Annotated in this window: 28 protein-coding genes; 17 read left to right on the forward strand and 11 right to left on the reverse strand. The window is 73.4% G+C overall.

The features are described 5' to 3' along the window. Positions 1 to 22 precede the first annotated feature (22 nt). Both F8568_RS03815 and F8568_RS03820 read left to right on the forward strand, forming a co-directional pair. Positions 23 to 322, forward strand: coding sequence for a Dabb family protein (locus tag F8568_RS03815; protein WP_151591350.1), 300 nt, complete (start codon positions 23 to 25; stop codon positions 320 to 322). Between the two features lie 283 nt (positions 323 to 605). Further along, on the forward strand, positions 606 to 1,280 hold the full coding sequence (locus F8568_RS03820) for a response regulator (protein WP_151591352.1): 675 nt from the start codon (positions 606 to 608) through the stop codon (positions 1,278 to 1,280). On the opposite strand, the gene F8568_RS03825 is transcribed toward F8568_RS03820, so the two are convergent. Further along, on the reverse strand, positions 1,255 to 1,482 hold the full coding sequence (locus tag F8568_RS03825) for a hypothetical protein (protein WP_151545373.1): 228 nt from the start codon (positions 1,480 to 1,482) through the stop codon (positions 1,255 to 1,257). The two genes, F8568_RS03820 and F8568_RS03825, sit on opposite strands and share 26 nt — an antisense overlap. A 258-nt stretch (positions 1,483 to 1,740) precedes the next feature. On the opposite strand from F8568_RS03825, the gene F8568_RS03830 reads away from it, so the two are divergent. Beyond that, positions 1,741 to 3,867: an MMPL family transporter gene (locus F8568_RS03830; RefSeq protein ID WP_151591354.1), complete on the forward strand. Its 2,127-nt coding sequence runs from the start codon at positions 1,741 to 1,743 to the stop codon at positions 3,865 to 3,867. Here F8568_RS03830 and F8568_RS03835 read toward each other — a convergent pair. Beyond that, positions 3,864 to 4,538, reverse strand: a complete 675-nt coding sequence (locus F8568_RS03835) for a TetR/AcrR family transcriptional regulator (protein ID WP_151591358.1) — start codon at positions 4,536 to 4,538, stop codon at positions 3,864 to 3,866. The two genes, F8568_RS03830 and F8568_RS03835, sit on opposite strands and share 4 nt — an antisense overlap. A 129-nt stretch (positions 4,539 to 4,667) precedes the next feature. On the opposite strand from F8568_RS03835, the gene F8568_RS03840 reads away from it, so the two are divergent. Further along, entirely contained in the window at positions 4,668 to 5,255 is a 588-nt protein-coding gene (locus tag F8568_RS03840) for an HAD family hydrolase (RefSeq protein ID WP_151591360.1), read from the forward strand. A 15-nt stretch (positions 5,256 to 5,270) separates the two neighbouring features. Here F8568_RS03840 and F8568_RS03845 read toward each other — a convergent pair whose 3' ends face one another. After that, positions 5,271 to 6,344, reverse strand: coding sequence for a hypothetical protein (locus F8568_RS03845; protein WP_151591362.1), 1,074 nt, complete (start codon positions 6,342 to 6,344; stop codon positions 5,271 to 5,273). A 178-nt stretch (positions 6,345 to 6,522) separates the two neighbouring features. On the opposite strand from F8568_RS03845, the gene F8568_RS03850 reads away from it, so the two are divergent. Beyond that, positions 6,523 to 7,194: a hypothetical protein gene (locus F8568_RS03850; RefSeq protein ID WP_151591364.1), complete on the forward strand. Its 672-nt coding sequence runs from the start codon at positions 6,523 to 6,525 to the stop codon at positions 7,192 to 7,194. Positions 7,195 to 7,251: 57 nt separating this feature from the next. On the opposite strand, the gene F8568_RS03855 is transcribed toward F8568_RS03850, so the two are convergent. Continuing rightward, the gene (locus tag F8568_RS03855) at positions 7,252 to 7,869 is read right to left on the reverse strand and encodes a hypothetical protein (RefSeq protein WP_151591366.1); all 618 of its coding nucleotides are present in this window, start codon (positions 7,867 to 7,869) and stop codon (positions 7,252 to 7,254) included. 207 nt (positions 7,870 to 8,076) lie between these two features. Between F8568_RS03855 and F8568_RS03860 the strand changes: the two genes are divergently transcribed. From F8568_RS03860 to F8568_RS03885, 6 genes are all read left to right on the forward strand, one after another. Further along, a complete protein-coding gene (locus F8568_RS03860) occupies positions 8,077 to 8,373 on the forward strand; it encodes a hypothetical protein (protein WP_151591368.1) in 297 nt (98 codons plus the stop codon). Positions 8,374 to 8,845: 472 nt separating this feature from the next. Beyond that, positions 8,846 to 9,934: a sugar ABC transporter substrate-binding protein gene (locus F8568_RS03865; protein ID WP_151591370.1), complete on the forward strand. Its 1,089-nt coding sequence runs from the start codon at positions 8,846 to 8,848 to the stop codon at positions 9,932 to 9,934. Positions 9,935 to 10,128: 194 nt separating this feature from the next. Next, on the forward strand, positions 10,129 to 10,914 hold the full coding sequence (locus tag F8568_RS03870; protein WP_151591372.1) for an ATP-binding cassette domain-containing protein: 786 nt from the start codon (positions 10,129 to 10,131) through the stop codon (positions 10,912 to 10,914). Positions 10,915 to 10,927: 13 nt separating this feature from the next. Further along, positions 10,928 to 12,211, forward strand: a complete 1,284-nt coding sequence (locus F8568_RS03875) for a sugar ABC transporter permease (protein WP_151591374.1) — start codon at positions 10,928 to 10,930, stop codon at positions 12,209 to 12,211. A gap of 258 nt (positions 12,212 to 12,469) precedes the next feature. Next, positions 12,470 to 13,228 (forward strand): ATP-binding cassette domain-containing protein, encoded by a 759-nt coding sequence (locus F8568_RS03880; protein WP_151591376.1) that lies wholly within the window; start codon positions 12,470 to 12,472, stop codon positions 13,226 to 13,228. After that, a complete protein-coding gene (locus tag F8568_RS03885) occupies positions 13,228 to 14,469 on the forward strand; it encodes an ROK family transcriptional regulator (RefSeq protein ID WP_151591482.1) in 1,242 nt (413 codons plus the stop codon). The genes F8568_RS03880 and F8568_RS03885 overlap by 1 nt, the downstream gene beginning before the upstream one ends. Positions 14,470 to 14,493: 24 nt before the next feature. On the opposite strand, the gene F8568_RS03890 is transcribed toward F8568_RS03885, so the two are convergent. Both F8568_RS03890 and F8568_RS03895 read right to left on the reverse strand, forming a co-directional pair. Further along, the gene (locus F8568_RS03890) at positions 14,494 to 15,006 is read right to left on the reverse strand and encodes a flavin reductase family protein (RefSeq protein WP_151591378.1); all 513 of its coding nucleotides are present in this window, start codon (positions 15,004 to 15,006) and stop codon (positions 14,494 to 14,496) included. A 233-nt stretch (positions 15,007 to 15,239) separates the two neighbouring features. After that, the gene (locus F8568_RS03895; protein WP_151591379.1) at positions 15,240 to 16,523 is read right to left on the reverse strand and encodes a lysylphosphatidylglycerol synthase transmembrane domain-containing protein; all 1,284 of its coding nucleotides are present in this window, start codon (positions 16,521 to 16,523) and stop codon (positions 15,240 to 15,242) included. A 227-nt stretch (positions 16,524 to 16,750) separates the two neighbouring features. On the opposite strand from F8568_RS03895, the gene F8568_RS03900 reads away from it, so the two are divergent. After that, positions 16,751 to 18,151 (forward strand): hypothetical protein, encoded by a 1,401-nt coding sequence (locus F8568_RS03900; protein WP_151591381.1) that lies wholly within the window; start codon positions 16,751 to 16,753, stop codon positions 18,149 to 18,151. Between the two features lie 36 nt (positions 18,152 to 18,187). Here F8568_RS03900 and F8568_RS03905 read toward each other — a convergent pair whose 3' ends face one another. Both F8568_RS03905 and F8568_RS47750 read right to left on the reverse strand, forming a co-directional pair. After that, on the reverse strand, positions 18,188 to 18,454 hold the full coding sequence (locus tag F8568_RS03905; RefSeq protein ID WP_151591384.1) for a hypothetical protein: 267 nt from the start codon (positions 18,452 to 18,454) through the stop codon (positions 18,188 to 18,190). 61 nt (positions 18,455 to 18,515) lie between these two features. Next, positions 18,516 to 18,827: a hypothetical protein gene (locus tag F8568_RS47750; protein WP_236008309.1), complete on the reverse strand. Its 312-nt coding sequence runs from the start codon at positions 18,825 to 18,827 to the stop codon at positions 18,516 to 18,518. 487 nt (positions 18,828 to 19,314) lie between these two features. On the opposite strand from F8568_RS47750, the gene F8568_RS03915 reads away from it, so the two are divergent. Next, positions 19,315 to 20,016 (forward strand): HAD family hydrolase, encoded by a 702-nt coding sequence (locus F8568_RS03915; protein ID WP_151591387.1) that lies wholly within the window; start codon positions 19,315 to 19,317, stop codon positions 20,014 to 20,016. 9 nt (positions 20,017 to 20,025) lie between these two features. On the opposite strand, the gene F8568_RS50170 is transcribed toward F8568_RS03915, so the two are convergent. The 3 genes from F8568_RS50170 to F8568_RS47760 all read right to left on the reverse strand — a co-directional run bounded on the left by F8568_RS50170 (position 20,026) and on the right by F8568_RS47760 (position 22,800). Continuing rightward, on the reverse strand, positions 20,026 to 21,084 hold the full coding sequence (locus tag F8568_RS50170; RefSeq protein WP_151591389.1) for a TRM11 family SAM-dependent methyltransferase: 1,059 nt from the start codon (positions 21,082 to 21,084) through the stop codon (positions 20,026 to 20,028). A 97-nt stretch (positions 21,085 to 21,181) separates the two neighbouring features. Beyond that, a complete protein-coding gene (locus tag F8568_RS03925) occupies positions 21,182 to 21,736 on the reverse strand; it encodes a hypothetical protein (RefSeq protein WP_151591392.1) in 555 nt (184 codons plus the stop codon). Positions 21,737 to 21,822: 86 nt separating this feature from the next. Further along, positions 21,823 to 22,800 carry a ferritin-like domain-containing protein gene (locus tag F8568_RS47760; RefSeq protein WP_236008310.1) on the reverse strand — a complete coding sequence of 326 codons (978 nt, stop codon included), beginning with the start codon at positions 22,798 to 22,800 and terminating at the stop codon, positions 21,823 to 21,825. Positions 22,801 to 23,050: 250 nt separating this feature from the next. Here F8568_RS47760 and rimP point away from each other — a divergent pair, with 250 nt between their 5' ends. The 4 genes from rimP to F8568_RS46570 all read left to right on the forward strand — a co-directional run. Then, complete coding sequence (gene rimP, locus F8568_RS03935) at positions 23,051 to 23,731, forward strand: ribosome maturation factor RimP (RefSeq protein ID WP_151591394.1); 681 nt, start codon at positions 23,051 to 23,053, stop codon at positions 23,729 to 23,731. 13 nt (positions 23,732 to 23,744) lie between these two features. Beyond that, complete coding sequence (gene nusA, locus F8568_RS03940) at positions 23,745 to 24,833, forward strand: transcription termination factor NusA (protein WP_407924450.1); 1,089 nt, start codon at positions 23,745 to 23,747, stop codon at positions 24,831 to 24,833. A 4-nt stretch (positions 24,834 to 24,837) separates the two neighbouring features. Then, on the forward strand, positions 24,838 to 25,140 hold the full coding sequence (locus F8568_RS03945; protein ID WP_151591396.1) for a YlxR family protein: 303 nt from the start codon (positions 24,838 to 24,840) through the stop codon (positions 25,138 to 25,140). Positions 25,141 to 25,248: 108 nt separating this feature from the next. Continuing rightward, positions 25,249 to 25,594, forward strand: a 346-nt coding sequence (locus F8568_RS46570; RefSeq protein WP_328600714.1) for a translation initiation factor IF-2 N-terminal domain-containing protein, incomplete at its 3' end; no start/stop codon positions are given.

The raw sequence follows: 25,594 nt of genomic DNA on the forward strand, positions 1-25,594 counted from the left end.
CGCTTCTCGGTAGCGTGCCCGTATGAGCGGTTTCCGTCACGTGGTGATGTTCAGGTGGGTCGAGGGGACGACGATCGGCCAGCAGGAGGAGGTCGCGGCGGAGCTGCGCGAGCTGCCGGGGGCCATCCCGCAGATCCGCGGCTACAGCGTCGGCCTGGACGCGGGTGTGAACCCGGGCTCCTACGAGTTCGTCGTGGTCGCGGACTTCGCCGGCAAGGACGACTACCTGGTGTACCGCGACCATCCGGTGCACAGCGCGGTGATCGACGAGTTCATCACCCCGATCGTCGCGGAGCGGGCCGCGATCCAGTACGAGACCTAAAGGGAGCTGCCGGGTCGTGCGGCGCGATGTGCGCGGCACCACACGGCGCTTACCGAGCAAGCGCTTGTGTCCGAGCACTTTTCGGGTTAGTTTCACACAACGCCCGCCGGGAACGGATCGCGCCCCGTTCCCGGCGGACGGCCTTCGCCGCGCGCTCCCTCCGCGCGCCGCCCCGGCGGCGCCCTCGTGGGAACGTTCCGATTCCTCGCGCGGCCCGAATCGTCGTACCGTTGCGCCGTCGCATCCGGGCCGGACGGGAGCCCGGGCGGACGGGGGAGCAGGCGTGATCACAGTGCTGCTGGCCGACGACCAGTCGCTGGTGCGGGCCGGGTTCCGGCTGCTGCTGTCCGGCGAGGACGGCATCGAGGTCGTGGGCGAGGCCGAGGACGGCGACGCCGCGGTGGAGCTGGCCCGCCGGCTGCGGCCCGACGTCGTCCTCATGGACCTGCGGATGCCCGGCACCGACGGCCTCGCCGCCACCCGCCGGATCGCCTCCGACCCGGCCCTCGACGACGTGCGCGTCCTCGCCCTCACCACCTACACCGACGACGAGCACATCTACCTGGCGCTGCGCGCCGGCGCCGCGGGCTTCCTCGTCAAGGACATGGAGCCCGCCGAGCTGGTCAGCGCCGTCCGGGTGGTGGCGGGCGGCGAGTCGCTGCTGGCCCCCGCCATCACCCGCGCCGTCATCGAGGGGTTCGTCGGCGGACGCCCCGGACCCGCCACCGCCGCCGTCGGCCGGCTGGAGATTCTCACCGACCGGGAGCGGGAGGTGGTGCGGCTGGTCGGGCGGGGACTGTCCAACGCCGAGATCGCGAGCGCCCTGGCGGTCAGCCCCCTCACCGCCAAGACGCACGTCAGCCGGGCCATGGGCAAGCTCGGGGTGCGCGACCGGGCCCGGCTGGTGGTGCTCGCCTACGAGTCGGGGCTGGTCACCCCCGGGTCCGCGAGTTCATGATCTCGTCGCGGAGCTGCTGCGGGGTGGGGGCCTCCAGCAGCCGCGGGCCGTCCCGCAGCGGGACCATGGCCCACCAGGACCCGGTCGCCTCGCCGAACCACACGCGCACCCCCGGGAACTGCTCCTGCAGGCCGCGCGCCGTGGCGGCGCGGATGGCCGCGGGCGTGGGCTCGTCCCGGCCGGCGCCCTGTGGAGCCGTCATGCCGCCCTCCCCCCGATGATCTCCTCAGTACCAGCGTCCCCACCGCCCAAAGCGTCACCCCTACTCGGCAAATTGTGACTAAGCACACTATGGGGGTTCGGCGCGCCCAACGGTGGGATACCGCGCCGGATGTACTCCGCCGGAAGTAGCGAGTCTCCCAGAAGACGCCGCCCGCCCGACGACGCGGGCCGGGTGCGGGAGCCACGATTCCGGGAACGACGTGTTCTCTACCCGCGGACTCCCGCGAAGGTGGTTCCCATGAAACTGGCCAGGCTCGCCCGGGTCTGCTACCGGAGGCGGCGGCTCGTCGTCGCCGCCTGGATCGTCGGCGCGCTCGCCGTGCTCGTCCTCGGCTACGGCTTCGCCGCCAAGCCGCTCAACGACTTCACCGGCGGCTCCTCGCAGTCCGCGACCGCCAAGAAGCTGCTCGACGAGCACTTCCCGAAGCGCAGCGGCGACACGATCACGCTCGCCGTCCGCGCGGACGCCGGAGTGCGCTCGGCGGACGCGAAGGCCCGCGTCACCCGGGCGATCGACCGGCTCGCCGACACGCCGCACGTCGCGTCCGTGACCTCGCCCTACGACGTGCCCGGGCAGATCTCCAAGGACGGCCGGACGGCGTTCGCCACCGCGAACCTCGACGTCCCGACCGACGACGTGCCGGCCTCCGACGTCACGAAACTCATCGAGGACGTCCGCAGCGACGCCGGCCCCGTCCGGATCGAGCTCGGCGGCGCCGCGATCGACAGCGCCGAGACCGCCGGCGGCGGGTCGTCGGAGGGGATCGGCGTGCTCGCCGCCGTCGTCATCCTGCTGATCGCGTTCGGGTCGGTGCTGGCGATGGGGCTGCCGATCGTGACCGCCCTGTTCGGCATCGGCTCCGGCCTCGGGCTCATCGCGCTGATCGCGCACCTGCTGCCCGCGCCGTCGTTCGGCCCGATCGTCGCCGCGCTCATCGGCATCGGCGTCGGCATCGACTACGCGCTGTTCATCGTCACCCGCTACCGGGAGGAACTGGCCGCCGGCCGGGACCCCGAGGAGGCGACCGTCACGGCCATCACCACCGCCGGGCGCGCCGTGCTGTTCGCCGGCAGCACCGTCGTGATCGCGCTGATGGGGCTGTTCATCATGCAGCAGAAGCTGTTCGACGCCGTCGCCGTCGCCGCCGGGGTGGCCGTGCTGATGACGATGCTCGCCGCCGTCACGCTGCTGCCCGCGCTGCTCGGCTTCACCGGCCGCGCCATCGACCGGCTGCGCGTGCCGGGCCTCGGCCGGGCCCGCCGCCCGCTCGCCGAACGCTGGGCCCGCATCGTCCAGCGGCACCCCGTCCTCACCGGGCTGTGCGCCGCCGCGCTGCTGCTCGTGCTCGCGGTGCCGGCGCTGTCGATGCGGCTCAGCCTGCCCGACTCCAGCACCCAGCCGCACGACACCAGCGGCTACGCCGCGAACCGGATCATGGCCGAGGGGTTCGGGCCCGGCACCGCCGCGCCGCTGGTCATCGTCACCCGGGGCGGTGACCCGGCGCCGGTCGCCGCGGCCGTCGGCGCGGCGCGCGGGGTCGCGGCCGTCCAGCCGCCGCGCCCCAGCCCGGACGGCTCCGTCTCGCTGATCATGGCGTTCCCGGCCACCGGCGCGCAGGACGAGGCGACGCCGCGGCTGGTGCACCGGCTCCGCGACGACGTGCTGCCGCGCGCCACGCAGGGGCGGGGCGTGCGGGCCTACGTCGGCGGGCAGAACGCGGCGTCCATCGACTTCGCCGAGGACGTCCGGACCCGGCTGCCGTGGCTCATCGCGGTCGTCGTCGGGCTGTCGCTGGTGCTGCTGGTCGCGCTCGTCCGCTCGCTGACCGTGGCGCTGCAGGCCGCACTGATGAACCTGCTGTCGATCGCCGCCGCCTACGGCGTGCTGACCGCCGTCGTCCAGTGGGGCTGGGCGGGCGGGGCGCTCGGCTTCCCCACCTCGATGCCGGTCACCACCTGGGTGCCGCTGATGATGTTCCCGATCCTGTTCGGGCTGTCGATGGACTACGAGGTGTTCCTCGTGTCGCGGATCCGCGAGTCGCACGAGGCGGGCGTCCCCACCCGGGAGGCCGTCGCGCGGGGCCTCGCCGGCACCGCGCGCGTCATCACCGCGGCGGCGGCGATCATGGTGATGGTGTTCCTGTCGGTGCTGCTCGGCGCGAACATCGCGGTCAAGCAGATCGGCCTCGGCCTCGGCGTCGCGATCCTGATCGACGCGACCGTCGTGCGGATGGTGCTCGTCCCGGCGCTGATGGAGCTGTTCGGCGAGAAGAACTGGTGGCTGCCCGGGCCGCTCGCCCGGCTGCTGCCGCTCCGCCGCCCCGAGGACGCGGCGGAGCGCACGGGCGTGCCGGTGCGGGGTTAGCGCTGGTGGGTGTTGATCCCGTCGAACATGACCTTGATGTAGTGCTCGCCGAGGCTCCGGGAGTCGAGCCGTCCGCCCGGCTTGAACCAGCGGACGGCCACCCAGATGGTGTCGCGGATCATCCGGTAGGTCAGATGCGGGTCGAGGTCCTCGCGGAACAGGCCCTGCTCCTGGCCCGCCGCGATGGTCTCGACCCACATCTTCTCCACCTCGTCCTCGGACTTGGTGAGGTAGCCGAAGCGGTCCATGCCCTGGAGGTAGTTCCAGTCGTTCTGCATGACCGTGATCGCGGCGCGGTGCGGCTCGAGGCTGGCGAACGCGGTGCGGACGAGCCCGGCGATGGTCTCCCGCGGGTCGCGGCCCGCGTCGATCTCGGCCCGGTAGGCGGCCATGATCTCGTCGAAGAAGCCGGTCAGGATCTCGTCCACGATCGACTCCTTGGAGTCGAAGTGGTGGTAGAGGCTGCCGGACAGGATGCCGGCCTCGTCGGCGATGTTGCGGACCGTGGTGGCCTGGAAGCCCTTCTCCGCGAACAGGTCCGCGGCCAGCCTGACCAGGTGCTCGCGGCGTTCCGACGCCAGGGCCGGCGAGCCCTTGCCGCGGCGGCGCGCGCCGCCCTCGCCGGCGGCCCGGGGCCTCGCCCGCCCGGAGTTCGCGCTCGTGGTCGTCACCCTCTCATTATGCCGTGCGCGCCCAACCGCTTGCTCAGTTCGCGCGTCAACGGCAGTTTACGGCCTGCCCAAACGCTTGTTCCATCACCCGCGGCGGCGGCCTCGCGACGCCCCGCATACCCTCGAAGCATGCCCGATGTGATCGTTTTCGACCTGTTCGGCGTCATCGCCCGCACCCAGACCCCCGAGGCCGTGCGGGAGATCGAGGAGATCGCCGGCGTCTCCGGCGCCGCGTTCTGGGACGCGTACTGGGCGCTGCGCCCCGGCTACGACGCGGGCCAGGACGGCGCCGCCTACTGGGCGGACGTCGCCGCCGCGCTCGGCACCGGGTTCCCCGACGTGCCCGCGCTCATCGACGCCGACCTGCGCAGCTGGACGGACGTCGACGAGCGCATGGTCGCCCTCGTCCACGAACTGGCCGACGACGGCCGCGCCCTGGGCCTGCTGTCCAACATCATCGCCGACCTCGTGCCCCGCTTCGAGGCGCGGCACGAGGGCTGGCTGTCCCGGTTCGACGCGCTCACCTACTCCTGCGCCATCGGCGTCGCCAAGCCGGACCCGCGCGCCTACCGCATCTGCGCGGAGCGCCTCGGCGTGAAGCCCGCCGACGTGCTGTTCATCGACGACTCCGAGCGCAACGTCCGCGCCGCCCGCGAGACCGGCATGGCCGCAGAGGTCTTCACGGGCCCCGACCAGATCCGCGCCCTGCTCGGCTAGCCCCTACCGGATCGGTCAGGTGGGTGGGGGCGGGAGCTCGCCGCCGGCCTCGGCGGCCTTCGCCAGCCGCTCGCGCAGCGTCCGGACGAGCGCGTCGCCCTGCTCGGTGAGCCGCTCGATCGCGGGCAGCGCGAGGTCGTCGCGGACGGTGTCGGCGAGCAGCTCGTCGTACTCGTGCGCCTTCGCCGCGAGGGACTCCAGGTGGCGGTGCGCGGCCAGCGCCTCGTCGGCGGCGCGGGCCCGCTCGGCGTACCGCTCGAGGGCCTCGATCCGGCGCGTCACCGCCTCGACGGAGATGTCCAGCTTCTCGCGGAGCGGCCGCAGCGCCGCCTCCACCTCCGGCAGCGGCGCCGCCTCGGCCATCTCCTCCTGCTCGCGGCGCAGCTTCGACTGCCGCGCCAGCACCTGCGCGATTTCCCACTCCTGCCGGGGCAGCGTGACCGCGTTGTCGACGGCGTCCAGCAGCCCCTCCCGGTTCACCTGCGAGTCGCGGACGGCGTCGACCGCGGCCTGCACGCGGGCCAGCAGCGCGCGGCCCGGCCCGTCGAAGTCCTCGGGGGTGAGGTAGCGGTGCCGGCGGCGCTCCAGCTCGCGGGCGCGCCGCAGGTCCAGCGAGACCGACGGGGTGCCGAGCGCGACCAGGACCGCGAGCATGCCGAGCCCGATCAGCCACAGCGACCCCAGCAGCGGCGAGCCGAGCAGCCCGAGGCCGAGGACGGTCAGCGGCGCCAGCCACAGCAGCGGGCGGCGGCGCGCGACGAGCGTGTCGAGCTCGGCGCGCAGCGCGGGATCGGCGACCGGGCGCGGCTCGGCGGCGGGGCCGTCCCCGGCGCCGCGCGGCGGGGCGATCCGCCGCCAGTACGCGCCGACATGGGTCTCGAACGCGAAGTCGGACGGCTCGATCTCGACCTCGGTGGCACCGGTCGGCAGCGGCCACATGCCCACCGGGTCGCCCCCGCCGGGGCCGGTGAAGCGGACCCACCAGCCGCCGCCCGCGTCGTCGCACCGGTACCGCCCCGGGGCGACGTCGATGCCGACGAAGAACGTACCGACTCCGGGGATGGACTCGTTCCACGCGCCACTGGTCACCGGCGACCTCCGACCCGACCTCTCGCCGTGCCCCTCGCCCCCCTCCGGCGAGGGCCGTCCCGCCGTGCTGCGCCCACAGAAGGACCGACGTACGGGGGACGGCAACAGTTGCATTACCCACATCGTCCGCGGGAAAGCGGCGTCATGGACATCGGAACCGGTTTGGAATACTCCATGCGTGCGACCCGATCACGACCCTCTCGACGACCCGCCCTGGGCGATGCAACTGGTGGTACGCGCGGAGAAGGCCGATCCGCCCACTCATGGCGCCGTGTGCGAGGCGGCTGCGACCGCCGTCGTCCGGCTGCTCACCGACCCGCGCGCCGCCGAGCCCGAGGGGGAATGGCGGGACGCGGTGCACGAATGGGAGTCGCGGCGGATCCGGAAGGTGGCGCGGCGCGCGCGCGGCGTGCGCTGGCCGGAGGCGCAGGCGCTGCCGGGCGTGACGGTCGAGCACGCGGGCGCGCAGGTGCGGGCGTTCCCGCCGGGCCCGGTCGCCGATGTACAGCCGCAGCTGGCGAAGCTCCAGGTCGCCGGTCTCGACCTCGCGGACGCCGAGGAGCCGGCGCCGCCGCCCCCGCCGCCCTACGCCGCGCTCGCCCTGAACCCGGACGTGACGATGACGACCGGCAAGGCGGCGGCGCAGAGCGGGCACGCCGCGCATCTGCTGCTGCGGCAGGGGCGGCGCAAGGACGTCGCGGCGTGGGTCGCGGCGGGCGCGCCCGTCCACCTCGTCCGGGACGTCGCGTGGTCGCGGTGCGTCAAGGAGGCGGCCGTCGCGGTCCGGGACGGCGGCTTCACCGAGGTGCCGCCGGGGACGATGACGGCCATCGCCTGGATCGTCCGCTGATCTCGCGGCCTTCCCGGCTCGTCCGGGCGCTCCCGCGTTGACGGGACGCGCCGGTTTCTAGCGGTGCGGCAGCCGGTTGAGCGCGGCGAGCGCGAACTCCTGCGTCCGGGTGAGGCGACGCGGCTCGCCGTCGCCGTCGCCGCCCTCCGGCCCGGACGCGGCGGTCGCGCGCACTGCCGCGCCGCTGCCGACCTGCGCCTTCGCGCTGAGCCCGTACGAGACGAACAGCAGCACGACGAAGCCCGCGAGGTAGAGCAGGTGCTCCAGGAGCCCGCCCCAGCGGGCGTCGAACACGTCCAGGACGGCGAACACCGCGAACCCCGCCATCCAGCCGGCCAGCGCCGGGACGAACCACATGTCGCGGCGCCGGACGATGCCCGCCGCGGCGACCGCGACGAGGACGGCCTCGGCCGCCTTGGCGAGCAGCAGCAGCGTGCCGGCGTTCCCGGAGCCGAAGTAGCCGGCGAGCTCCTTGCGCCGGTCGCTCCACAGGAGTGCCGCGCCGACCAGGCCCGTCACCCCGTACGCCACGAGGAACACGCCGACCGCGTAGTGCATCCGGTGCCAGGTGCCCGCCGGCGGGGGCGGGGCGGCGCCCTCCGCCGGGGGCCGCTCGGGCAGCCGCTGGTCGGGCCGGGTCCACTCCGGGTTCGCGCCCGCGCTCGCCATCGCCATACGCCCCAACTTCCCCCTCCGAGTGCTATGCGCAAGATATCCCGGATGCCGTCCGCGGCCCCGGGTCGCCGCGCCCTGTGCGACGCTCGCCGCGCCGCCGGAGTTCGCGGCGCACCCGCGCCGACCGCCCGAAGTGCTTGCACCCGGGCCGGGGAAGGGGGAGGGTGAGACCTCGTCGGGCCGCGCGGAATCCATGGGGAAGACGGGATGACGCCTGACGATACGGGAACCGCCGCGCCCGCTCGGACGCGGATCGAATATCTGGAAGAGCTCGGTGACGAGCTGGCCAAGCGCGGGCTGCGGGTGCGCCTCACCCTGCCCCGCGGCCAGTCGCCGAGCCTGCACGTGATGAATCCGGACGCCTCCGCCCTGACGGAGAACATCCTCGCGGAGCGGGGCGCCGACGGATGGTGGTACTGGTGGTCGTGGGCGGAGCGCATCGCACCCGCCGACGACGTCGCCGCCGCGGCCGACCGGGTCGCGCTGGTGCTGGCGGCGTCCTAGCTCGCCGGTCCTAACACGCCGGTCTGGGCGCGCCGGTCTCGCACATGGTCATGCGGCATCGTTCCGGCGGCTCCGGGATGCGGCCGCATGACCACGGTGTCGCCGCGTCCCCGCCGTCCTCCGTCCACTGTGCTCCGCCCACTGCGCCGGCCCGGCCTCGTGCGCCGGGTTGACCGCTGGTCGGGGTGAATGTTGACGCGCCGAACATATGCCCCGCCGCGCCTCCGCGGCCCCCGGCCTTCCGCGTCCGCCGCCCGATCACCGGCGTCCGCCGTTCCCCCCGTGTTGATCTCGCGTTACTGGATTGTTACTGCCCACAACAAATTAGCCGGGCGACAGGTCTGGCGTTCCGGACGAGCCAGACATAAGTTGCGGGACACAACATTCACGCCGGTGGATGTGCGACCTCGCTCACCGGCGCTGCGAACCCCCGGCCGCGCCATGCGGCCACCCCCAAGAAAGGACCCGGGCAATGCGCAAGGGGATCCTCAGCTTCATGGCCCTCTCGGCGGCCGCGGCGCTCACCCTGTCCGCGTGCGGGGACGACAACGGCGGCGACAAGGGCTCAGGCTCCGGCTCCGGCGCGGTGAAGGGCAAGGTCGGCGTGATCCTGCCCGACACCACCTCGTCCGTGCGCTACGAGAGCTTCGACCGGCCCTACCTCGAGCAGGCCTTCAAGGCCGCCGGCGTCCAGTACGACATCCAGAACGCCGAAGGCTCGACCCAGCGGTTCCAGACGATCGCCGACCAGATGGTCACCAGCGGCGTCACCGTGCTGATCGTCGACGGCATCGACTCCAACTCCGCCGGCGCCGTCCAGCGCAAGGCGCAGTCCCAGGGCGTCAAGACGATCGACTACGACCGGCTGACCCTCGGCGGCGTCTCCGACTACTACGTCTCCTTCGACAACGTGAAGGTCGGCGAGGAGCTCGGCAAGGGCCTGCAGAAGTGCCTCGGCGGCAAGGCGTCCAACATCGCCTACCTGAACGGCTCGCCGACCGACAACAACGCGACGCTGTTCGCCAAGGGCGCGCACAACGTCCTCGACCAGGTGTCGAACTACAAGAAGGTCGCCGAGCAGGCCGTCCCGGACTGGAAGCCGGACAAGGCCGCGACGATCTTCGAGCAGATGTACACCGAGCAGCACGGCAAGATCGACGGGGTGCTGGCCGCCAACGACGGCCTCGGCAACGCCGCGATCTCCATCCTGAAGAAGAACCAGCAGGCCGGCAAGGTCGCGGTCACCGGCCAGGACGCCACCCTCCAGGGACTGCAGAACATCCTGGACGGCACCCAGTGCATGACCGTGTACAAGCCCGTCAAGCAGGAGGCCGACGCGGTCGCCAAGCTCGCCGTCGCGCTCATCAAGGGCCAGAAGGGCGAGACCAACGGCACCACCAACGACCCGCAGGGCAAGCGCGACGTGCCCTCGGTGCTGCTGAACCCGATCGGCGTCTTCAAGGACAACGTCAAGCAGGTCACCGACGACCAGTTCGTCAAGGCCGCCGACCTGTGCAAGGGCGCCTACGCCGCCAAGTGCAAGACCGCCGGCATCCAGTGACCTCGCGCTGATCCCGACGAGGCCGTCCGGGGGGAGCGGGGGTCGCACCCCCGGACGGCACCGACCCTCGTGGCGGGCCCCACCCGCTGAGGACGCCCCGGGAGCCCGGAACCCCGGGACGTCCAGGGGCCCGCCACGGGCCCGCGCCAACCCCCGGAACGAAACGGGCCCGCGCTACCCCTGGAAGGAATCACGTGGCAGAAAACGGAGACCCCGTCCTCCGCCTGACCGGGCTCAACAAGAGCTTCGGCGCCGTGCACGTGCTGCACGACGTGGACTTCGCCGTGCGGCTGGGCGAGGTGATGGCCCTCGTCGGCGACAACGGCGCGGGCAAGTCGACCCTCATCAAGTGCATCGCCGGCATCTACCCCATCGACTCGGGGACGATCGAGTTCGACGGCCGCCAGGTGACGGTCGACGGGCCGCGCGCCGCGGCCGAACTCGGCATCGAGGTCGTCTACCAGGACCTCGCGCTCGCCGACAATCTCGACATCGTGCAGAACATGTTCCTCGGCCGCGAACGCCGCCGGGGCATCGTGCTGGACGAGGCGTCCATGGAGGAGGCGGCCCGGCAGACCCTCGCCCGGCTGTCGGTCCGCACCGTCAAGTCGGTGCGCCAGCAGGTCGCGAGCCTGTCCGGCGGGCAGCGGCAGACCGTCGCGATCGCCAAGGCCGCGCTCTGGGAGTCCAAGGTCGTCATCCTGGACGAGCCGACCGCCGCGCTCGGCGTCGCGCAGACCCGGCAGGTGCTCGACCTCGTCCGGCGGCTCGCCGACACCGGGCACGCCGTCGTGCTCATCTCGCACAACATGAACGACGTGTTCGAGGTGGCCGACCGCATCACCGCGCTCTACCTTGGCCGGGTCGCCGCGGACGTGGCCCGCTCCGAGGTCACCCACGGCCAGGTCGTGGAGCTCATCACCGCCGGCCGTTCCGGTGATCTCGGCCTCGCGCCGCAGACCGCCGCCGAGAGCATCTGAAAGGGGGACCGAGGTGTCCACCGACCTCCCCGAGGGCAAGGAGACCGCCGTGAAGCTGGCGGACTCGGACTTCGCCGCAGACCGCCGCGAGCACGACGTGCGCTCGGCGCTGCTGGACTACTGGGGCCGCATCCGGGCCGGTGAGCTGGGCGCGCTGCCCGCCATCCTCGGCCTCGCCGCGCTCATCGTGCTGTTCTTCGCGCTGCGGCCCAACACCTTCCTCAGCAACCAGAACATCGCGAACCTGTGCACGCAGGCGCTGCCCATCGTGATCCTCGCGATGGGCCTGGTCTTCGTGCTGCTGCTGGGCGAGATCGACCTGTCCGCCGGTGTGGCGAGCGGCGTCTGCGCCGCCGTGATGGCCAAGCTGATCGCCGACAGCGGCCAGCCCTGGTACGTCGCGGTGATCTCCGCGCTCGCCGTCGGCGTCGTCATCGGCACCGCGATCGGCTGGCTGGTCGCGGTCGTGCGCATCCCGTCGTTCGTCGTCTCACTGGCGTTCTTCCTCGGCATCCAGGGCATCACCCTGCGGCTGATCGGCGACGGCGGCACGGTGCCCGTCCGCGACGACTTCATCGTGGCGCTCGCCAACAAGAACATGCCGGTCTGGCTCGGCTGGACGCTCGCCGCGGTCTGCGCCGTCGGCTACGCCGCGACGCAGCTGCTGCGCTGGCGCCGCCAGCAGGCCCGCAACCTGCACTCCCGGCCCGTCGAGCTGGTGGTCGCCCAGTCGGTGGTGGTCGCCGGCGCGCTGCTGCTCGGCACCTACCTGCTCAGCCAGGACCGCGCCGCCAGCCCGCTGATCTTCCTCGGCGGCGTGCCGTGGGGCGTCCCGCTGGTCGGCGTGCTGCTCATCGTCTGCACGTTCGTGCTCGCCCGCACCCCGTACGGCCGGCACATCTACGCGGTCGGCGGCAACGCCGAGGCGGCCCGCCGCGCCGGCATCAACGTCACCCGGATCCGGATCTCGGTGTTCATCATCGCGTCCGGGTTCGCGGCGGTCAGCGGCATCGTCGCCGCGTCCCGGCTGAACTCGGTCACCCCCGACGCGGGCGGCGGCAACACCCTGCTGTACGCGGTCGGCGCCGCGGTCATCGGCGGGACGAGCCTGTTCGGCGGGCGCGGCAAGGCCCGCGACGCGGTGCTCGGCGGCCTGGTCATCGCCATCATCGACAACGGGCTCGGGCTGCTCGGCACCAAGGCGTACCTGAGCTTCCTGATCACCGGCATCGTGCTGCTGTTCGCGGCGAGCATCGACGCCCTGGCGCGGCGCCGCCGCTCCAACACCGGCCGGTGACCCCGTGCCGGCCCTGCCCCTGAAGGCCCTGCCCCTGAAGGACAGGACCCCGTGAACGCGGGGGACGCACGGGAGCCGGCGGCGCGCGCCGCCGGCCCCCGGGCCCTGCCCTACGGGCCCGCGGCGCCGTCCGGGCCGGCGGATCCGCCGTTCCCGGGCGGCGCCGCGCGGGTTTACCGGCCCGCGAACGCGGCTGATACGCTCACTGCCCACGACCGATCGGCGCGCGGCGACGCGGCACGGTGGGAGCCCCTCGGCATGGCAGTGACGCCCGTCCTCGACCTGCGCGGCATCGACAAGAGCTTCGGCTCCGTGAAGGTCCTGCACGACATCGCCTTCTCCGCGTACCCGGGCGAGGTCACCGCGCTCGTCGGCGACAACGGCGCAGGCAAGACCACGCTGGTCAAGTGCATCGGCGGCATCCACTCCCCGGACGCGGGGGAGTACCGCTTCGAGGGCCGCCCGGTGCGGCTCGGCAGCCCGCGCGACGCCGCCGCCCTCGGCATCGAGGTCGTCCACCAGGACCTCGCCCTCTGCGAGAACCTCGACATCGTCCAGAACCTGTTCCTCGGCCGCGAGCAGCGGCGCGGCATCGCGCTCGACGAGTCCGGGATGGAGGAGCTGGCCCGCAGGACCCTGTCCGGCCTGTCCGTCCGGACGATGGGCTCGGTCCGGCAGAAGATCTCCACGCTGTCGGGCGGGCAGCGGCAGACCGTCGCGATCGCCCGCGCCGTGCTGTGGGACAGCAAGCTCGTCGTGCTGGACGAGCCCGCGGCCGCGCTCGGCGTCGCGCAGACCCAGCAGGTCCTGGAGATCGTCCGGCGGCTCGCCGACAAGGGCCTCGCCGTCGTGCTCATCTCGCACAACATGAACGACGTGTTCGCGGTCTCCGACCGGATCGCCGCGCTGTACCTCGGCCGGATGGTCGCGCAGGTGCGCACCGCCGACGTGACCCACCGGCAGGTCGTCGAGCTGATCACCTCCGGCGTCAGCGGCGACCTGGGGCTGCGGCGATGATGAAGGCGGGCCCGTCACAGGAGGACATCCGGCGGCACAACCTCGGGACGCTGCTGCGTTTCGTGCACCTGCGCGGCCCCGCGTCCCGCGCGACGCTCGCCGAGTCGCTCGGGCTGAACCGCAGCACCATCATGGCGCTGACCTCCGACCTCACCGCCGCCGGCCTCGTCCGCGAGGAACTGCCGCGCGGGCCCGGGCGGCGCGCCGGGCGCCCGTCCCTGGTGGTGCGGCCCGAGTCGACCCGGGTGTACGTGCTGGCGTTCGAGGTCGGCGTCGACCGGCTCGTCGTCGCCCGCGTCGGCCTCGGCGGCGTCGTGCTGGACCGCCGCGAGGGCACCCGCGCCCGCGACTCCGACCCGTCGGACCTGCTCGGCATGCTCGTCGCCGGCGCCCGCTCGCTGGTCCGCAAGGCCGAGCGCGACGCGGTCTGCGTCGGCGCCGCGCTCGGCTTCCCCGGCACCGTCCGCCGCTCCGACGACATGATCATGTTCGGTCCGAACCTCGACGTCGGCGACCTGCGGCTCGGCGACGCCCTGTCGCGCCGGCTCGGCCTCGGCATCCCGGTGTCGGTGTGCAACGACGCCAACCTCGGCGCGCTCGCCGAGCACGAGCGCGGCGCGGGCGTCGGCTGCGACAACCTCATCTACCTGCACGGCGACGTCGGCGTCGGCGGCGGCATCATCGCGCACGGCCGGCTGCTCGGCGGCGACGAGGGCTTCGGCGGCGAGATCGGCCACATGATCGTCAACCCGGGCGGCCGGCAGTGCGCCTGCGGGTCCAAGGGCTGCCTGGAGGCCGAGGTGGGGGAGCGGACGCTGCTCGCGCACGCCGGCCGCGAGGAGCCGGTGGACAAGGCGGGCCGCGACGCCGTCCGCGACGTGGTGGACGCCGCCGACCGCGGCGACATCGTCGCCCGCGAGGCGCTGCACCGCGTCGGCACCTGGCTCGGCCTCGGCGTCGCCAACCTCGTCAACGTGTTCAACCCCGGCCTGGTCATCTTCGGCGGGACGCTGCGCGACATCTACCTCGGCGCCGCCGCGCAGATCCGCAGCGTCCTCGCGACCGGCGCGCTGGACGCGCCGCGCGAGAAGGTGCGGCTGCGCACCGCCGCCCTCGGCGACGACACCACCCTGGTCGGCGCCGCCGAGTTCGCCTTCGCCGAGGTGCTGGCCGACCCCCTCCAGGTGCTGGCCCGGCTGCGGAGCGTCGACGTCGCATCGCCCTCGACGTCGGGCCGCTAGCACCGAACCGGCGCCCCCGGGCCGCTAGGGCCGGGCGATGCCGCCGTAGGCGCCCTTGTAGAAGACGAGGGGGCGGCCGTCGTGGTTCTCCTCCAGCGCGTGGACGCGCGCGACGACGATGACGTGGTCGCCGGCGACGTGCTCCTGCTCGACGGAGCACTCGATCCAGGCGAGGGCGCCGTCGATGGCGGGGGCGCCGCTCGGGCTCTGCGTCCAGGCGATGCCGTCGAACTTGTCGCCGCCCTTGAGCGCGAGCCGCTCGCAGATCTCGAGCTGCGGCTCGCCGAGGATGTTGACGCAGAGCCGGTCCGCGCCGCGCAGGCGGGGCCAGGTGGTGCTGGTGTGCGCTACGCAGAACGCCACTAGCGGCGGGTCGAGGGAGACGGAGGTGAAGGAGTTGGCGGCGAGCCCGGTGGGCCGCGCCGTGCCGGGCTCGACGCCCGCGATGGCGACCACGCCGGTCGCGAACCGGCCCATCACTTGCCGGAACCGTGCGCCGTCGATCTCCGTCGCCGGCGTGATGGCGCCGTGCGCCATGGGGCTCGATCCCTTCTGTCGGCCGACTGCTTGCTCAGGCGTCCCTGCTGTTGTGTTGTCAGGGCCCCCGCCGGTCCGGAGGGGTGCGGCCTGCGTGTCCACTAAAGCCGCTCTCCGGGCACGATGATTCCCAGAGGGGACGATCTCCGTCAAAGGTCCCGGCGGCGTCTCGGTCCGAGGACCGAGCCCCGGACCCTCCTTCGGGCCGGGGCTCCGCGGATCGGGCGGCGCGGCTATGGGCGGCGCGCCTCGGCCGGGACGACCAGCGGCACCGCGCTGTACGGGCTGAGGGCCGCGGTCGAGGTCAGGCCGTCCAGGACGAGCCGTCCCGCGCCCGCGAGCCGGGCCCTCGCCGGCACCGGCAGCCGCGGCCCCTCGTGCAGGCCGAGCCAGGCGATCCAGCCGGCCGCGACCACCGCCCAGTACGAGACGAGCCGGTACAGGCCCACCGCCGCGGCGGCCGGGGACAGCGCCGCGCCGAACGCGACCAGCGAGGCGGCCATGCTGCCCTCCACCGCGCCGAGGCCGCCCGGCAGCAGCGGCAGCACGCTGCCCGCGGCCTGGGCCGCGAAGTAGGCGAGCGCGGCGGCGTGCGGGTCGACGTCGATGCCGACGGCGTGCGCCGCGGCCAGCAGCGCGAGGATGTCCAGCACCCAGTTCAGCGTGGCGAGCGTGATCAGCGCGGCCCAGTCGCGCCGGTTCGGGCGCAGGACGTCGCGGACGCCGGCGAGCCGTTCGGCCCACGGCCCGAGCTTTCGATGCGCCAGCGCGGCCCGGTACCCGCGGCGCAGCGGCGCCGTCAGCACGGCGCGCGGGCGCGGCCACCGCAGCAGCGGCACCAGTAGCACGAGCAGGGCGGCCGGGACGGCGAGGGCGGCCAGCGCGGGCCCCCGCGTGTCCGCGTCGGCGAGCAGCGCGAGCAGGCCGATCGCCGTGTAGACCGTCGTGGTGATGACGCCGCCGGCCAGGATCACGGCGGTGGCGAGCTTCGCCGACGCCCCGCCCCGGCGGAACTGCCGGAACGTGTAGACGACGCTCACCGCCGGGCCCGCCGGCAGCGTGGTGGACAGCGCGTTGCCCGCGTAGGTGATCGCGAACGCGCGGCGCAGCGGCATCCGCAGCCCTCCGACGCGCAGCAGCCGCCGCTGGAGCCGGGCGAACGCGCCCATGGAGCCCGCGACCGCGAGCACCACCATCGTCATCCAGCCGAGGTCGGCGTGCCGGAACGAGCGCCACATGGCGCCGAGGTCGGGGAGCGAGTCGCGGTACAGCGGCAGCGCCGCGATGACGAGGAGCAGCACCCCCGATTGGAGGAGCAGGCCCGCCCTGCGCCGCCACCAGGGCTGCCGCGGCGCGTCGTCGGCGGCGTGCGCGCCGGCGGCCGGGCGGTCGAGGAAGAGGTCGGTGGTGAACGGTTCGTCCGCGTCCGGTCCGCCCGGTCGTGGCCCGTCCCGGAGCGGACGAGGTGAGGCGACGTCGGCCGGGGGGTGTGCCGGTGCCGCGACTGTCTCCTGCATGTCCCGGTCACCTCGCAAGCTCGCCCGCCTAGCGCAACCTACGGCTCCGGTATGACATTCCCCACGGGCGGGTCTTGGAACCACAAAGTGATCTTTGCCACGGGGGCGTGCCGGGCGCGCGCGGCGGGCTCGTCAGCAACCTGTCGCGTTGCTCTGACAGCTGATCGCCTTCCTGTCTAGGATCTCCGGTCTGTCCTATTCGTTCCCGCCCTGCCGGAAAGGACTCCATGCCCGCCTCCCGAAGGACGGCCGTCCTCGGCGCCACCGCCGGCGCGGCCGCGCTCTCCGCCGCCGTCGCCGTCGCGCTGGCCACCGCTCCCGCCCCGCACGTCACCGCGGCGCCGGCCGCCGCGTCCACCGCCGCCGGCGACACCGCCCCGCTCCCCGGCGTCGCCTTCACCCTCAAGTCCACGCCCGTCTCCGCCGCCGCCCTGAAGCAGCTCGACGACCTGGCGGCGGACTCCGCACGCGGCATGAAGCGGCAGGCGAACCTCGTCGCCGCCGCGAGCGGCGCGAAGAACGGGATGACCTGGAAGACCGGATGCGGTTCCAACGACGCCGTCAAGGCCGTCGACGCCAAGGTGACGCTCGGCGCCTGGTGCTTCGACAACGGGGACAAGAGCAGCGACTACTGGATCCCGCAAGGCGTCGCGACGAGCCGCAGCGCCCAGCTCGACGGGTTCGTGCTCAGCTGGTACCACCGGCACCTCTCCGGCTCCGACTGGGTGACCGACGGGTCGCGCATCACCGTCGGCAAGCGCCCCCTCGTCGAGAAGAAGGGCGCCTACCAGCCCGTCACCCTCGCCATCCCGACCACCACGTCCGCCGGGAAGCTCACGGTCAAGGACGTCCGGCCCGCCGCGCCCGCGACCGGCTCCGTCTCGGCGCAGGGCGTCGCCGAGGCCACGCAGCACCAGGGCGGCGTCGCCCTCGCCGGCGACTACCTCTACACCGCCGACACCTCGGGCCTGCGGGTCTACGACGTCCGCCGCACCTACCAGGTCGCCACCGGCAAGAACGAACTCGGCGTCGACCCCACGGACGGCAAGTTCTACGCGCACAACGAGAAGTACGCGCTGTTCCAGACCGGCATGTACCGGCCCGTCAACGCCGGCTCCTGCCCGGCCTGGAACAAGGCGCCGTCGGCCAAGAACAAGGACCTGTGCTTCAGTACGGTCACCTACGACCCGACCACGTCCCCCAAGAGCCTGCTCACCGCCGAGTACAAGACCAGTGGCGGGGTGACGTCGGCGAAGCCGATGCGCGTCGTCCGCTGGCCGCTCAACGCCGACGGCTCCCTCAAGGCGGACGCCTCCGGCCAGGTAAAGTCCTCGGTGGTCTACGGGACGAACCTGACGAACGTCCAGGGCGTCGCCGGTTACCACAGCGGCGGCGGCGACACGATCTACTACAGCCAGTCCAACGGCGCCTCGCCCGGCGCGATCTACAGCGACCGGGACGGGGACGGCAACGCGCCCTTCAAGGTCGTCGGGCCGATCGGCGGGGAGTCCCTGGCCTTCGACCCCTACTCGGGCGGCGACCGCGTCTACGGCGTCACCGAGCGGCGGAACCAGCGGATGTTCTACTGGATCTACCGCACGCAGCTCCAGCGGCCCGGCATGCCCTAGCCGGCCGCGTCCACGAGCGGTGATGCCAGGGGCGGGCTAGGGGCGGCGGGTGGGGTTCACGGCGTCGGACTCGGCGGCGGTGTCGGGCTCCGGCGGGTCGTCGTCGTCCCGCTGCGCCTCCCGCTCGTACTCGGCGATGCTCACCCCGTCCCGGTCCGGCTGTGGGTCCTCGATCCTCAGGTCCTCGGGCGGATCGGTCACGTACCGCTCGGTCAGGCCGATCTCGATGTCCTGATCGTTGTCGCCCATGTCGTCGACGTCCGCGCGGAAGTCGCGGCTCTCCCCGGGCTTGCGCGCCCTCATGGCTCCTCCACGGTCCGGTCGGGTACGTCCGATCAGACCTGTATCCCCGCTGGCGCCGCGCCTACTCACGGTCGCGGACGGCGACCAGCCCGCCGATCACGCCCACGTACGCGGTCCCGTTCGGGCCGACGGTGACGGGCGCCCAGTTGTTGTCGAACCACTTGCCCATGCCGGTGAGCACCTTGTAGACGGTCCTGCCCGTGTGGACGTCCACCGCCGTGAAGTACCACGAGTCGATCAGGTCCTTGCGCGGGTCCTTGGTGTACAGGTACAGCAGCCCGGCCGGGACGGAGACCTTCGCCACGGTGGACGGCGACCGCTCCGGGCTCGTCCAGACGGTGCGGCAGCCCTTCCCGCCGGCGTCGACGTCCACCCGGCTCACCCCGCCCGTGGACGACCCGCCGGGCGGCAGTTCGAAGAAGTTCCGGTAGCCGTGGTTGTTCTCGACGAACAGGCTGTCCCCGTAGCCGACGAGCGAGTTGTCCGTGGCGCTTCGTCCAGGTGGCGCAGTCGTGCGGGAGGTGGCGCGACAGGTCCCAGTCGTCGGTGACGGTGAACCGCCACTCGCCGTCCGGGCCCTTGCCGTGCGCGAAGCGGCGCAGATGGAACCGAGAGTCCGCGAGCACGGCCCGGTCCTGCGGGTCCAGGTAGTAGTACGCGCCGCCGGACGTGTCGGTGAAGATCGTGTCGAGGCTGCCGGAGAACACCGCCCGCACCGTCGACGGCCTGGGCGGCAGCCGGTAGGCGGCGAGGTCCTTCAGCGTCGCCGGGTCGATCAGCCACAGCATGAAGTCCTGACCCCGCGTGCACTGCGTTAACGGATCATCGGACGGAGCGTCCGGATGGTTACCATTCCCGGCATGGCCCTACAAGCAGTGATCTTCGACTGGGGTGGCACGCTGACCCCCTGGCACGACGTCGAACTCCCCGACATGTGGCGCGCGATCTGCTCCCCGCACCTGCCCGCCGACAGCGTCGAGACCGTCGCCGCCGCCCTCTGCGAGGCGGAGCTCGAACTGTGGCGGCGCGGCGCCGAGGAACACCGCAGCGCCACCCTCGCCGAACTGTTCGCGCTCGCCGGCGTCGAACCGACCGAGGCCATGCTCGACACCCACTACGAGACGTGGACCCCGCACACCTGGACCGACCCGGCCGTCCCCGGCCTGCTCCGCGCGCTGCGCGAGCGCGGCATCAAGGTCGGTGTGCTGTCCAACACCATGTGGAGCCGCGAGCTGCACGAGCGGATCTTCGCCCGCGACGACGTCCTCGACCTGCTCGACGGCGCCGTCTACTCCAGCGAGATCCCCTGGACCAAGCCGCACGCCGAGGCGTTCCGCGCCGCCATGGACGCCGTCGGCGCCACCGACCCCGACGCCTGCGTCTTCGTCGGCGACCGCCCCTACGACGACATCCACGGCGCCAAGGCGGCCGGGCTGCGCGCCGTCCAGATCTGGCACCAGACGACGCACGCCTTCACCCGCCCCGGCCTCACGCCCCCGGACGCGCTGATCCACGGCATCGGCGAGCTGCTCCCGCACGTGGAGACCTGGCACGCCGCCTGACGGCCCGGGTCAGGGCCTGCGGGCGACGATCAGGTCGCGGGAGATCGCCTGGTCGACGCGGTGCCGGAAGCCCAGATAGGCCCCGGAGTCCTGCACCTCCAGCCCGCTGGAGGCCAGGATCTCCGCCAGCTCCTCGCGGCGCCCGACGAAGGTGTTCCAGGAAATCCCGATCGCGCCGCCGCGGCGCAGCAGCCGGGCCCACTCCGGCACCGCCGCGTCCAGCAGCTCCACCGGGCTGCGCGACAGCCGCGGCCCCGCCTTCTGGCCCGGCCGCGCGCCCTTCGCCCGGCTGCCGTGCTGCACCCCGTACGGCGCGTCCGTCACGATCAAATCGAACGACCCGGGGCGGAAGAACTTCCCGGCCCCGAGCGCGTCGGCGTTCACGACGGTGATCTCCATCGTCTCGCCGCTCTTGTACAGCTCCTTGGACGCGCCCAAGGTGACGTGCAGGCGCCGCCCCAGCACCGCCTTGTCCCGCCGGATGGGGGCGGTCTCGGCCTGGTGCTTCACCCGGTTGTTCTTCAGCCACGTCTTGATGAACGCCGCGTAGGCGTCGAAGTCCTTGCCGTCGACGTCGATGCCGGCCGCGTCCAGGCCGTACATCATCGCCTGGTTCAGCGTGGTGCCCCGCCCGCACATCGGGTCGAGCAGTCTGGGCCTGCCGGTCACCAGGTCCAGGGGGGAGTCGGTCGCCATCGCGGTGACGTTCAGCAGCAGCTTGGTGAAGTACTCGTTGGTCTTCCCCGAGTACTTCTGGATCGTCAGCAGATCGCTGGGGAACAGGTCCAGGGGCTGCAGCGCGACCGGCCTGAGCAGCTCGCCCTCGATCTCGAACAGCGCGTACAGCGACGACAGGTTCGACAGGAGCCGGATGTCGGTGTCCGTCAAAGCGTCCGCCGAGAACGTCACGTACGGCACCCCGCCGATGGACGTCTCCTCGATGTCGCGGACGCGCCCGCCGAGCGCCCGCTCGCCGAACACCGCCAGCTCGGCCTTCACCAGGCCCGCGGCGGCCTGCGCGTAGACCCGGTTGTGCGAGGGGGAGACGAGGAGGCCGTACGAGGTCACCGCAGGACATTAGCAGTTCGGGAGGCGACGAGAGGCCGCCGGGAAAGCGTGCCCCGGCGGCCTCTCGACGGCCCATGTACGGGCCGTTCCTCCCGGGTCAACCCGTCCGGACGCGCCTGCGTCTGGCCTTCCGGGATTCACGCCTGTTCTGGTGCCGGACCGTCTCGCCGGGCTTCCGCTCGACCGGGCGCGCGCCTGCATCGGCGGCGTCCGCGCGACGGACGGTGCTCGCGGAATCCGCGGCCCGCTCGACCTCGGCCCCGGCGGACTCGGCGGATACGGCGCGTGCGGGCTCGGCGGCGACGGGTTCGGCGGGCCGGGACTCGGCGGTCGCGGGGGCCGGCAGCGCGCGCGGCGCGGCGGAAGCGGCCCCGATCTCCGCGGGACGGTCCGCCGCCTCGACGGCCGGGAGATCGGGCAGGTGCCGCGCGGCGGCGGCCAGCAGCTCCTGGACGCGGCTCTTCAGGCTCGCCAGATCGGCGCGCGCGACATCGGCCTGCGCCTTGGCCCGGCGGGCCTGGCGGCGGGCCGCGTCGCGCTCGGCGGCGAGCTGGTTCAGCTGCTCCCGGTAGGCGGCGCGCAGCTCGTCCAGCGCACTGGGCGCGCGGGTACCGGACCCGTCGGTCTCGTACCGGTGCGGGGTGCTGGTCATGGCAGGTCTGGGCTCCTCCCCCGAGTAGGCCAGTGCAGAATCGACAACGCGTACATGGAGCGCATTCGTTCCCGGCGTGCGGAAGATCACTCGCCCGGTTCGGGACGCGGTGACAGAGCCGCCGCCGGCAGGCCCGGGAACGCCTCGGGCGGGGCGCCCTCGCCCGCGTTCGACCGCCACTTCGCCGACCGCGCCATCGACCGCTCGGCGCTGTCGGCGGCGAAGACGCGCAGGTCGGCGGCGGAGGCGCCGGCCAGACCCACATAGGCCGGGACGAGGTCGTCCTCCAGCGCGGCGGCGAGCCGCGCGGCGCTGCGGGCATTGGTGACCTTGACCGGCAGCCGGTAGCCCGCCGCCGCGGCGACGGGCCGAACCGACAGGATCGACACGAGCTTGTCGCGCTGCGCGCGATGGACGTCCCAGTACGTCTTCGCCACCTGCTGCAGGCCGCCCCGCAGCCGCCCGCCGAGGACCCCGTAGCCGTACACGGCGGCGTGCTCGGCGGCGAGGGCCGTCTGGATCGCCTGGTTCGCCGACTCGGCCGGGTCCGCGGGCGGGTGCGCGCGGACCGTCTCGGCGTGGCCCGCCTCGCACGCGCCGATGCTCGCCAGCAACTGCGCCAGCCCGGGCGGCGCCTTCGCGGCGTCGGCCCGGCGGGCGGCGGCGGCGCGGTCCTCCGCGAGGCGCAGCGCCGCGACGATCTCGGTGGGCCCCTGGGGCAGCTCCGCCGCGTGCGGCGGCGGGATCGCGCCGCCCTCGTGCGCCCGCCTCCCCGAACCCGGCACGTAATGCCGCTTCAGCACGGCCAGATGCCGCCGGTGGTGCGCCAGGACGGGATCGAGCCTGCGGGCCAGCGACCCGGCCGCGGCCTTCGCCGCCTCGTAGGTGGCGATGAGGTCCTGCTCGGAGGTGATCGCGCCGACGAGCGTCGACACGTCCGGACGGGGCCCGGCCGCCTCCGCCGCGCAGCCCGCCAGCCAGGGCGCCGCGAGCACGGCACCGCCGCCCAGCAGCAGCCCCCGGCGCGACACGGTTCCCGGCAGGCGCGGCACGGCCTCTGGCAAGGGAGTCTCCTCACCCGGTGGTGTGGTGGTGGCGGCCCGCGCCGCGCCGCCGGCCCCTCCCGGCCGCCGGACGCGTCCATCAGGCCAGCTCAAGCATTCCATATCCGGCGCGCCGGTGAGCTGTTCGAAAGGCCGCTGAGGTGTCCGGCTCTCGATAGTCTTGAAGAGTCAGCGGACAAGCGGTGACTTCAGCGACCGGTCCCGCCGCCCTCACCGGCGGGCGGGGAAGGCACAACAGGAGGAGGGTCCCATGAGCGTCGAGTCCCGCGGTGGCCGCGCTCAGGGGGGCCGCGCCCGGGGCGGGCGCGGGGACGCGCCGGCCCGGCCGGCCCGCGACGCCGCCATCGCGGACCTGACCGCGCTGCTCGCCCCCGCGGTCGCCGCGGCCGGCTTCGACCTGGAGGAGGTCGACGTGCGGCCCGCCGGCCGCCGCCGGCTCGTCAGGATCGTCGTGGACGGCGACGGCGGCGTGGGGCTGGACGACATAGCGCGGCTCAGCGAGAAGGCCTCCGCGCTGCTGGACGAGTCCGACGTGATGGGCGCCTCGCCGTACGTGCTGGAGGTGACCTCGCCCGGCGTCGACCGTCCCCTCACCGAGCCGCGGCACTGGCGCCGCGCCGTCGGCAGGCTGGTCGTCGTCTCGCTGGCCGACGGCGGCCAGGTCGAAGGCCGCGTGGTGGCGGCCGACGATGAGGCCGTCGAGATCGACGTCGCCACGGGCCGCGCCAAGGGGTCCGGCAAGGGCGGCGGCAAGTCCGCCGGACCGAGGAACGCCGGGACGCAGCGCCGCCGGTTCGGCCTCGGCGAGCTGGGGCGCGGCCGCGTCCAGGTGGAGTTCAAGCCCCTCGACGGCGCCGACTCGATGAAGGGCGGCTCGCCCGTTCCACCCGGCGAGGCCGAGGAAACGCGTTCTCCGGCTGAGCCGGACTAGAGGGGGGAACCTCGTGGACATCGACATGACCGCCCTGCGGGGGCTGGAGAGCGAGAAGGACATCTCGCTCGACGTCGCCGTCAAGGCCATCGAAGACGCCCTGCTGATCGCCTACCACCGGACGGAGGGCGCCGCGCCGCGCGCGCGCGTCGAGCTGGACCGGCAGAGCGGGCACGTGACCGTGTGGGCGACGGAGATCGACGAGGAGGGCAACGCCCTCCGCGAGTACGACGACACCCCGACCGGTTTCGGCCGGATCGCGGCGACCACCGCCAAGCAGGTGATCCTGCAGCGGCTGCGCGACGCCGAGGACGAGCTGACGTTCGGCGAGTACGCCGGCCGCGAGGGCGACATCGTCAGCGGCATCATCCAGCAGGGCAAGGACCCGCGGAACGTGCTGGTCGACCTCGGCCGGCTGGAGGCGGTGCTCCCGCCGCAGGAGCAGGTGCCCGGCGAGCGCTACGACCACGGCGAGCGGCTGCGCGCCTACGTCGTGCAGGTCCGCAAGGGCCACCGCGGCCCGTCGGTGCAGCTGTCGCGCACGCACCCGAACCTCGTCCGCAAGCTGTTCGCGCTGGAGGTCCCGGAGATCGCCGACGGCACCGTGGAGATCGCCGCGATCGCCCGCGAGGCCGGCCACCGCACCAAGATCGCGGTGCGCTCGCGCAAGCCCGGCGTGAACGCCAAGGGCGCCTGCATCGGCCCGCTCGGCAGCCGGGTCCGCAACGTGATGGCCGAGCTGCACGGCGAGAAGATCGACATCGTGGACTGGTCGGACGACCCCGCCGAGTTCGTCGGGAATGCGCTGTCCCCGGCCCGCGTTTCAGCGGTCGAGGTGGTCGACCTCGACGGCCGCGTGGCCCGGGTGATCGTCCCCGACTACCAGCTCTCCCTGGCGATCGGCAAGGAGGGGCAGAACGCCCGGCTCGCGGCCCGGCTGACCGGCTGGCGGATCGACATCCGGTCCGACACCGAGCCGCCGGGCGGAGCGTCCGGCGGAGCGTCGGGGCGGACCCCCTCGAAGGCCCCCGAGGCCGGTGAATCCGGATCTTCGGAATCAGGAGAGCATGCGACAGGTCCCGCCGACGCCTCGGCGCGGTAGACTCATGGAACGTGGCCGGGCGGTTCCACGACGCACGTGTGTGGGCTGCCGGGTTCGCACGGCCAAGTCCGACCTGTTGCGCCTGGTGGTGGTCGAGGGCGAGATCGTCCCCGATCCCCGCGGGCGGCTCCCGGGCCGGGGCGCGCATCTGCACCCCGATCCGCGGTGCCTCGAACTCGCAGAGCGACGTCGGGCGTTCCCGCGGGCGTTCCGCCTGCCGGGCCCGCTCGACAGCAGCGCGCTGCGGGAGCGGCTTGCGGGAAGCGCCGCGCAGCAGCAGGATGGCCGAATGGTAAGCGACGTCTAGTCGGAAGCAGGTCGAGATTGCTATGAGCGCTCGATGAGCACGCCGCGATGAGTACGGCAGGTTAACGACGGTCCGGTGGCCGCACCCCCGGACCGAGTAGGGAGTGCAGTGGCCAAGGTCCGGGTTTACGAACTCGCCAAGGAGTTCGGCGTCGAGAGCAAGGTCGTCATGGCCAAGCTCCAGGAAATGGGCGAGTTCGTACGATCGGCGTCCTCCACGATCGAGGCGCCGGTCGTTCGCAGGCTTACCGAAGCCTTCTCGAACGGTTCGTCCTCCAAGCAGGGGGACAGGCGCGCAGGCGGCCAGAAGCGGCCCCAGGGGCCCCGCCCGTCCGCGCCGCGTCCCGGTCCGCCGAACGGCGGACCGGAATCCCAGGGTGCCCGCCCGCAGGCGCCGCGGCCCGCCGCGCCGCGCCCGTCCGGGCCGCGCCCCGGCCCCGGCGGTGCCGCCGGCG

It is taken from the genome of Actinomadura physcomitrii, from assembly GCF_008923205.2.
In the GTDB taxonomy this organism is placed as follows: Bacteria; Actinomycetota; Actinomycetes; order Streptosporangiales; family Streptosporangiaceae; genus Spirillospora; species Spirillospora physcomitrii.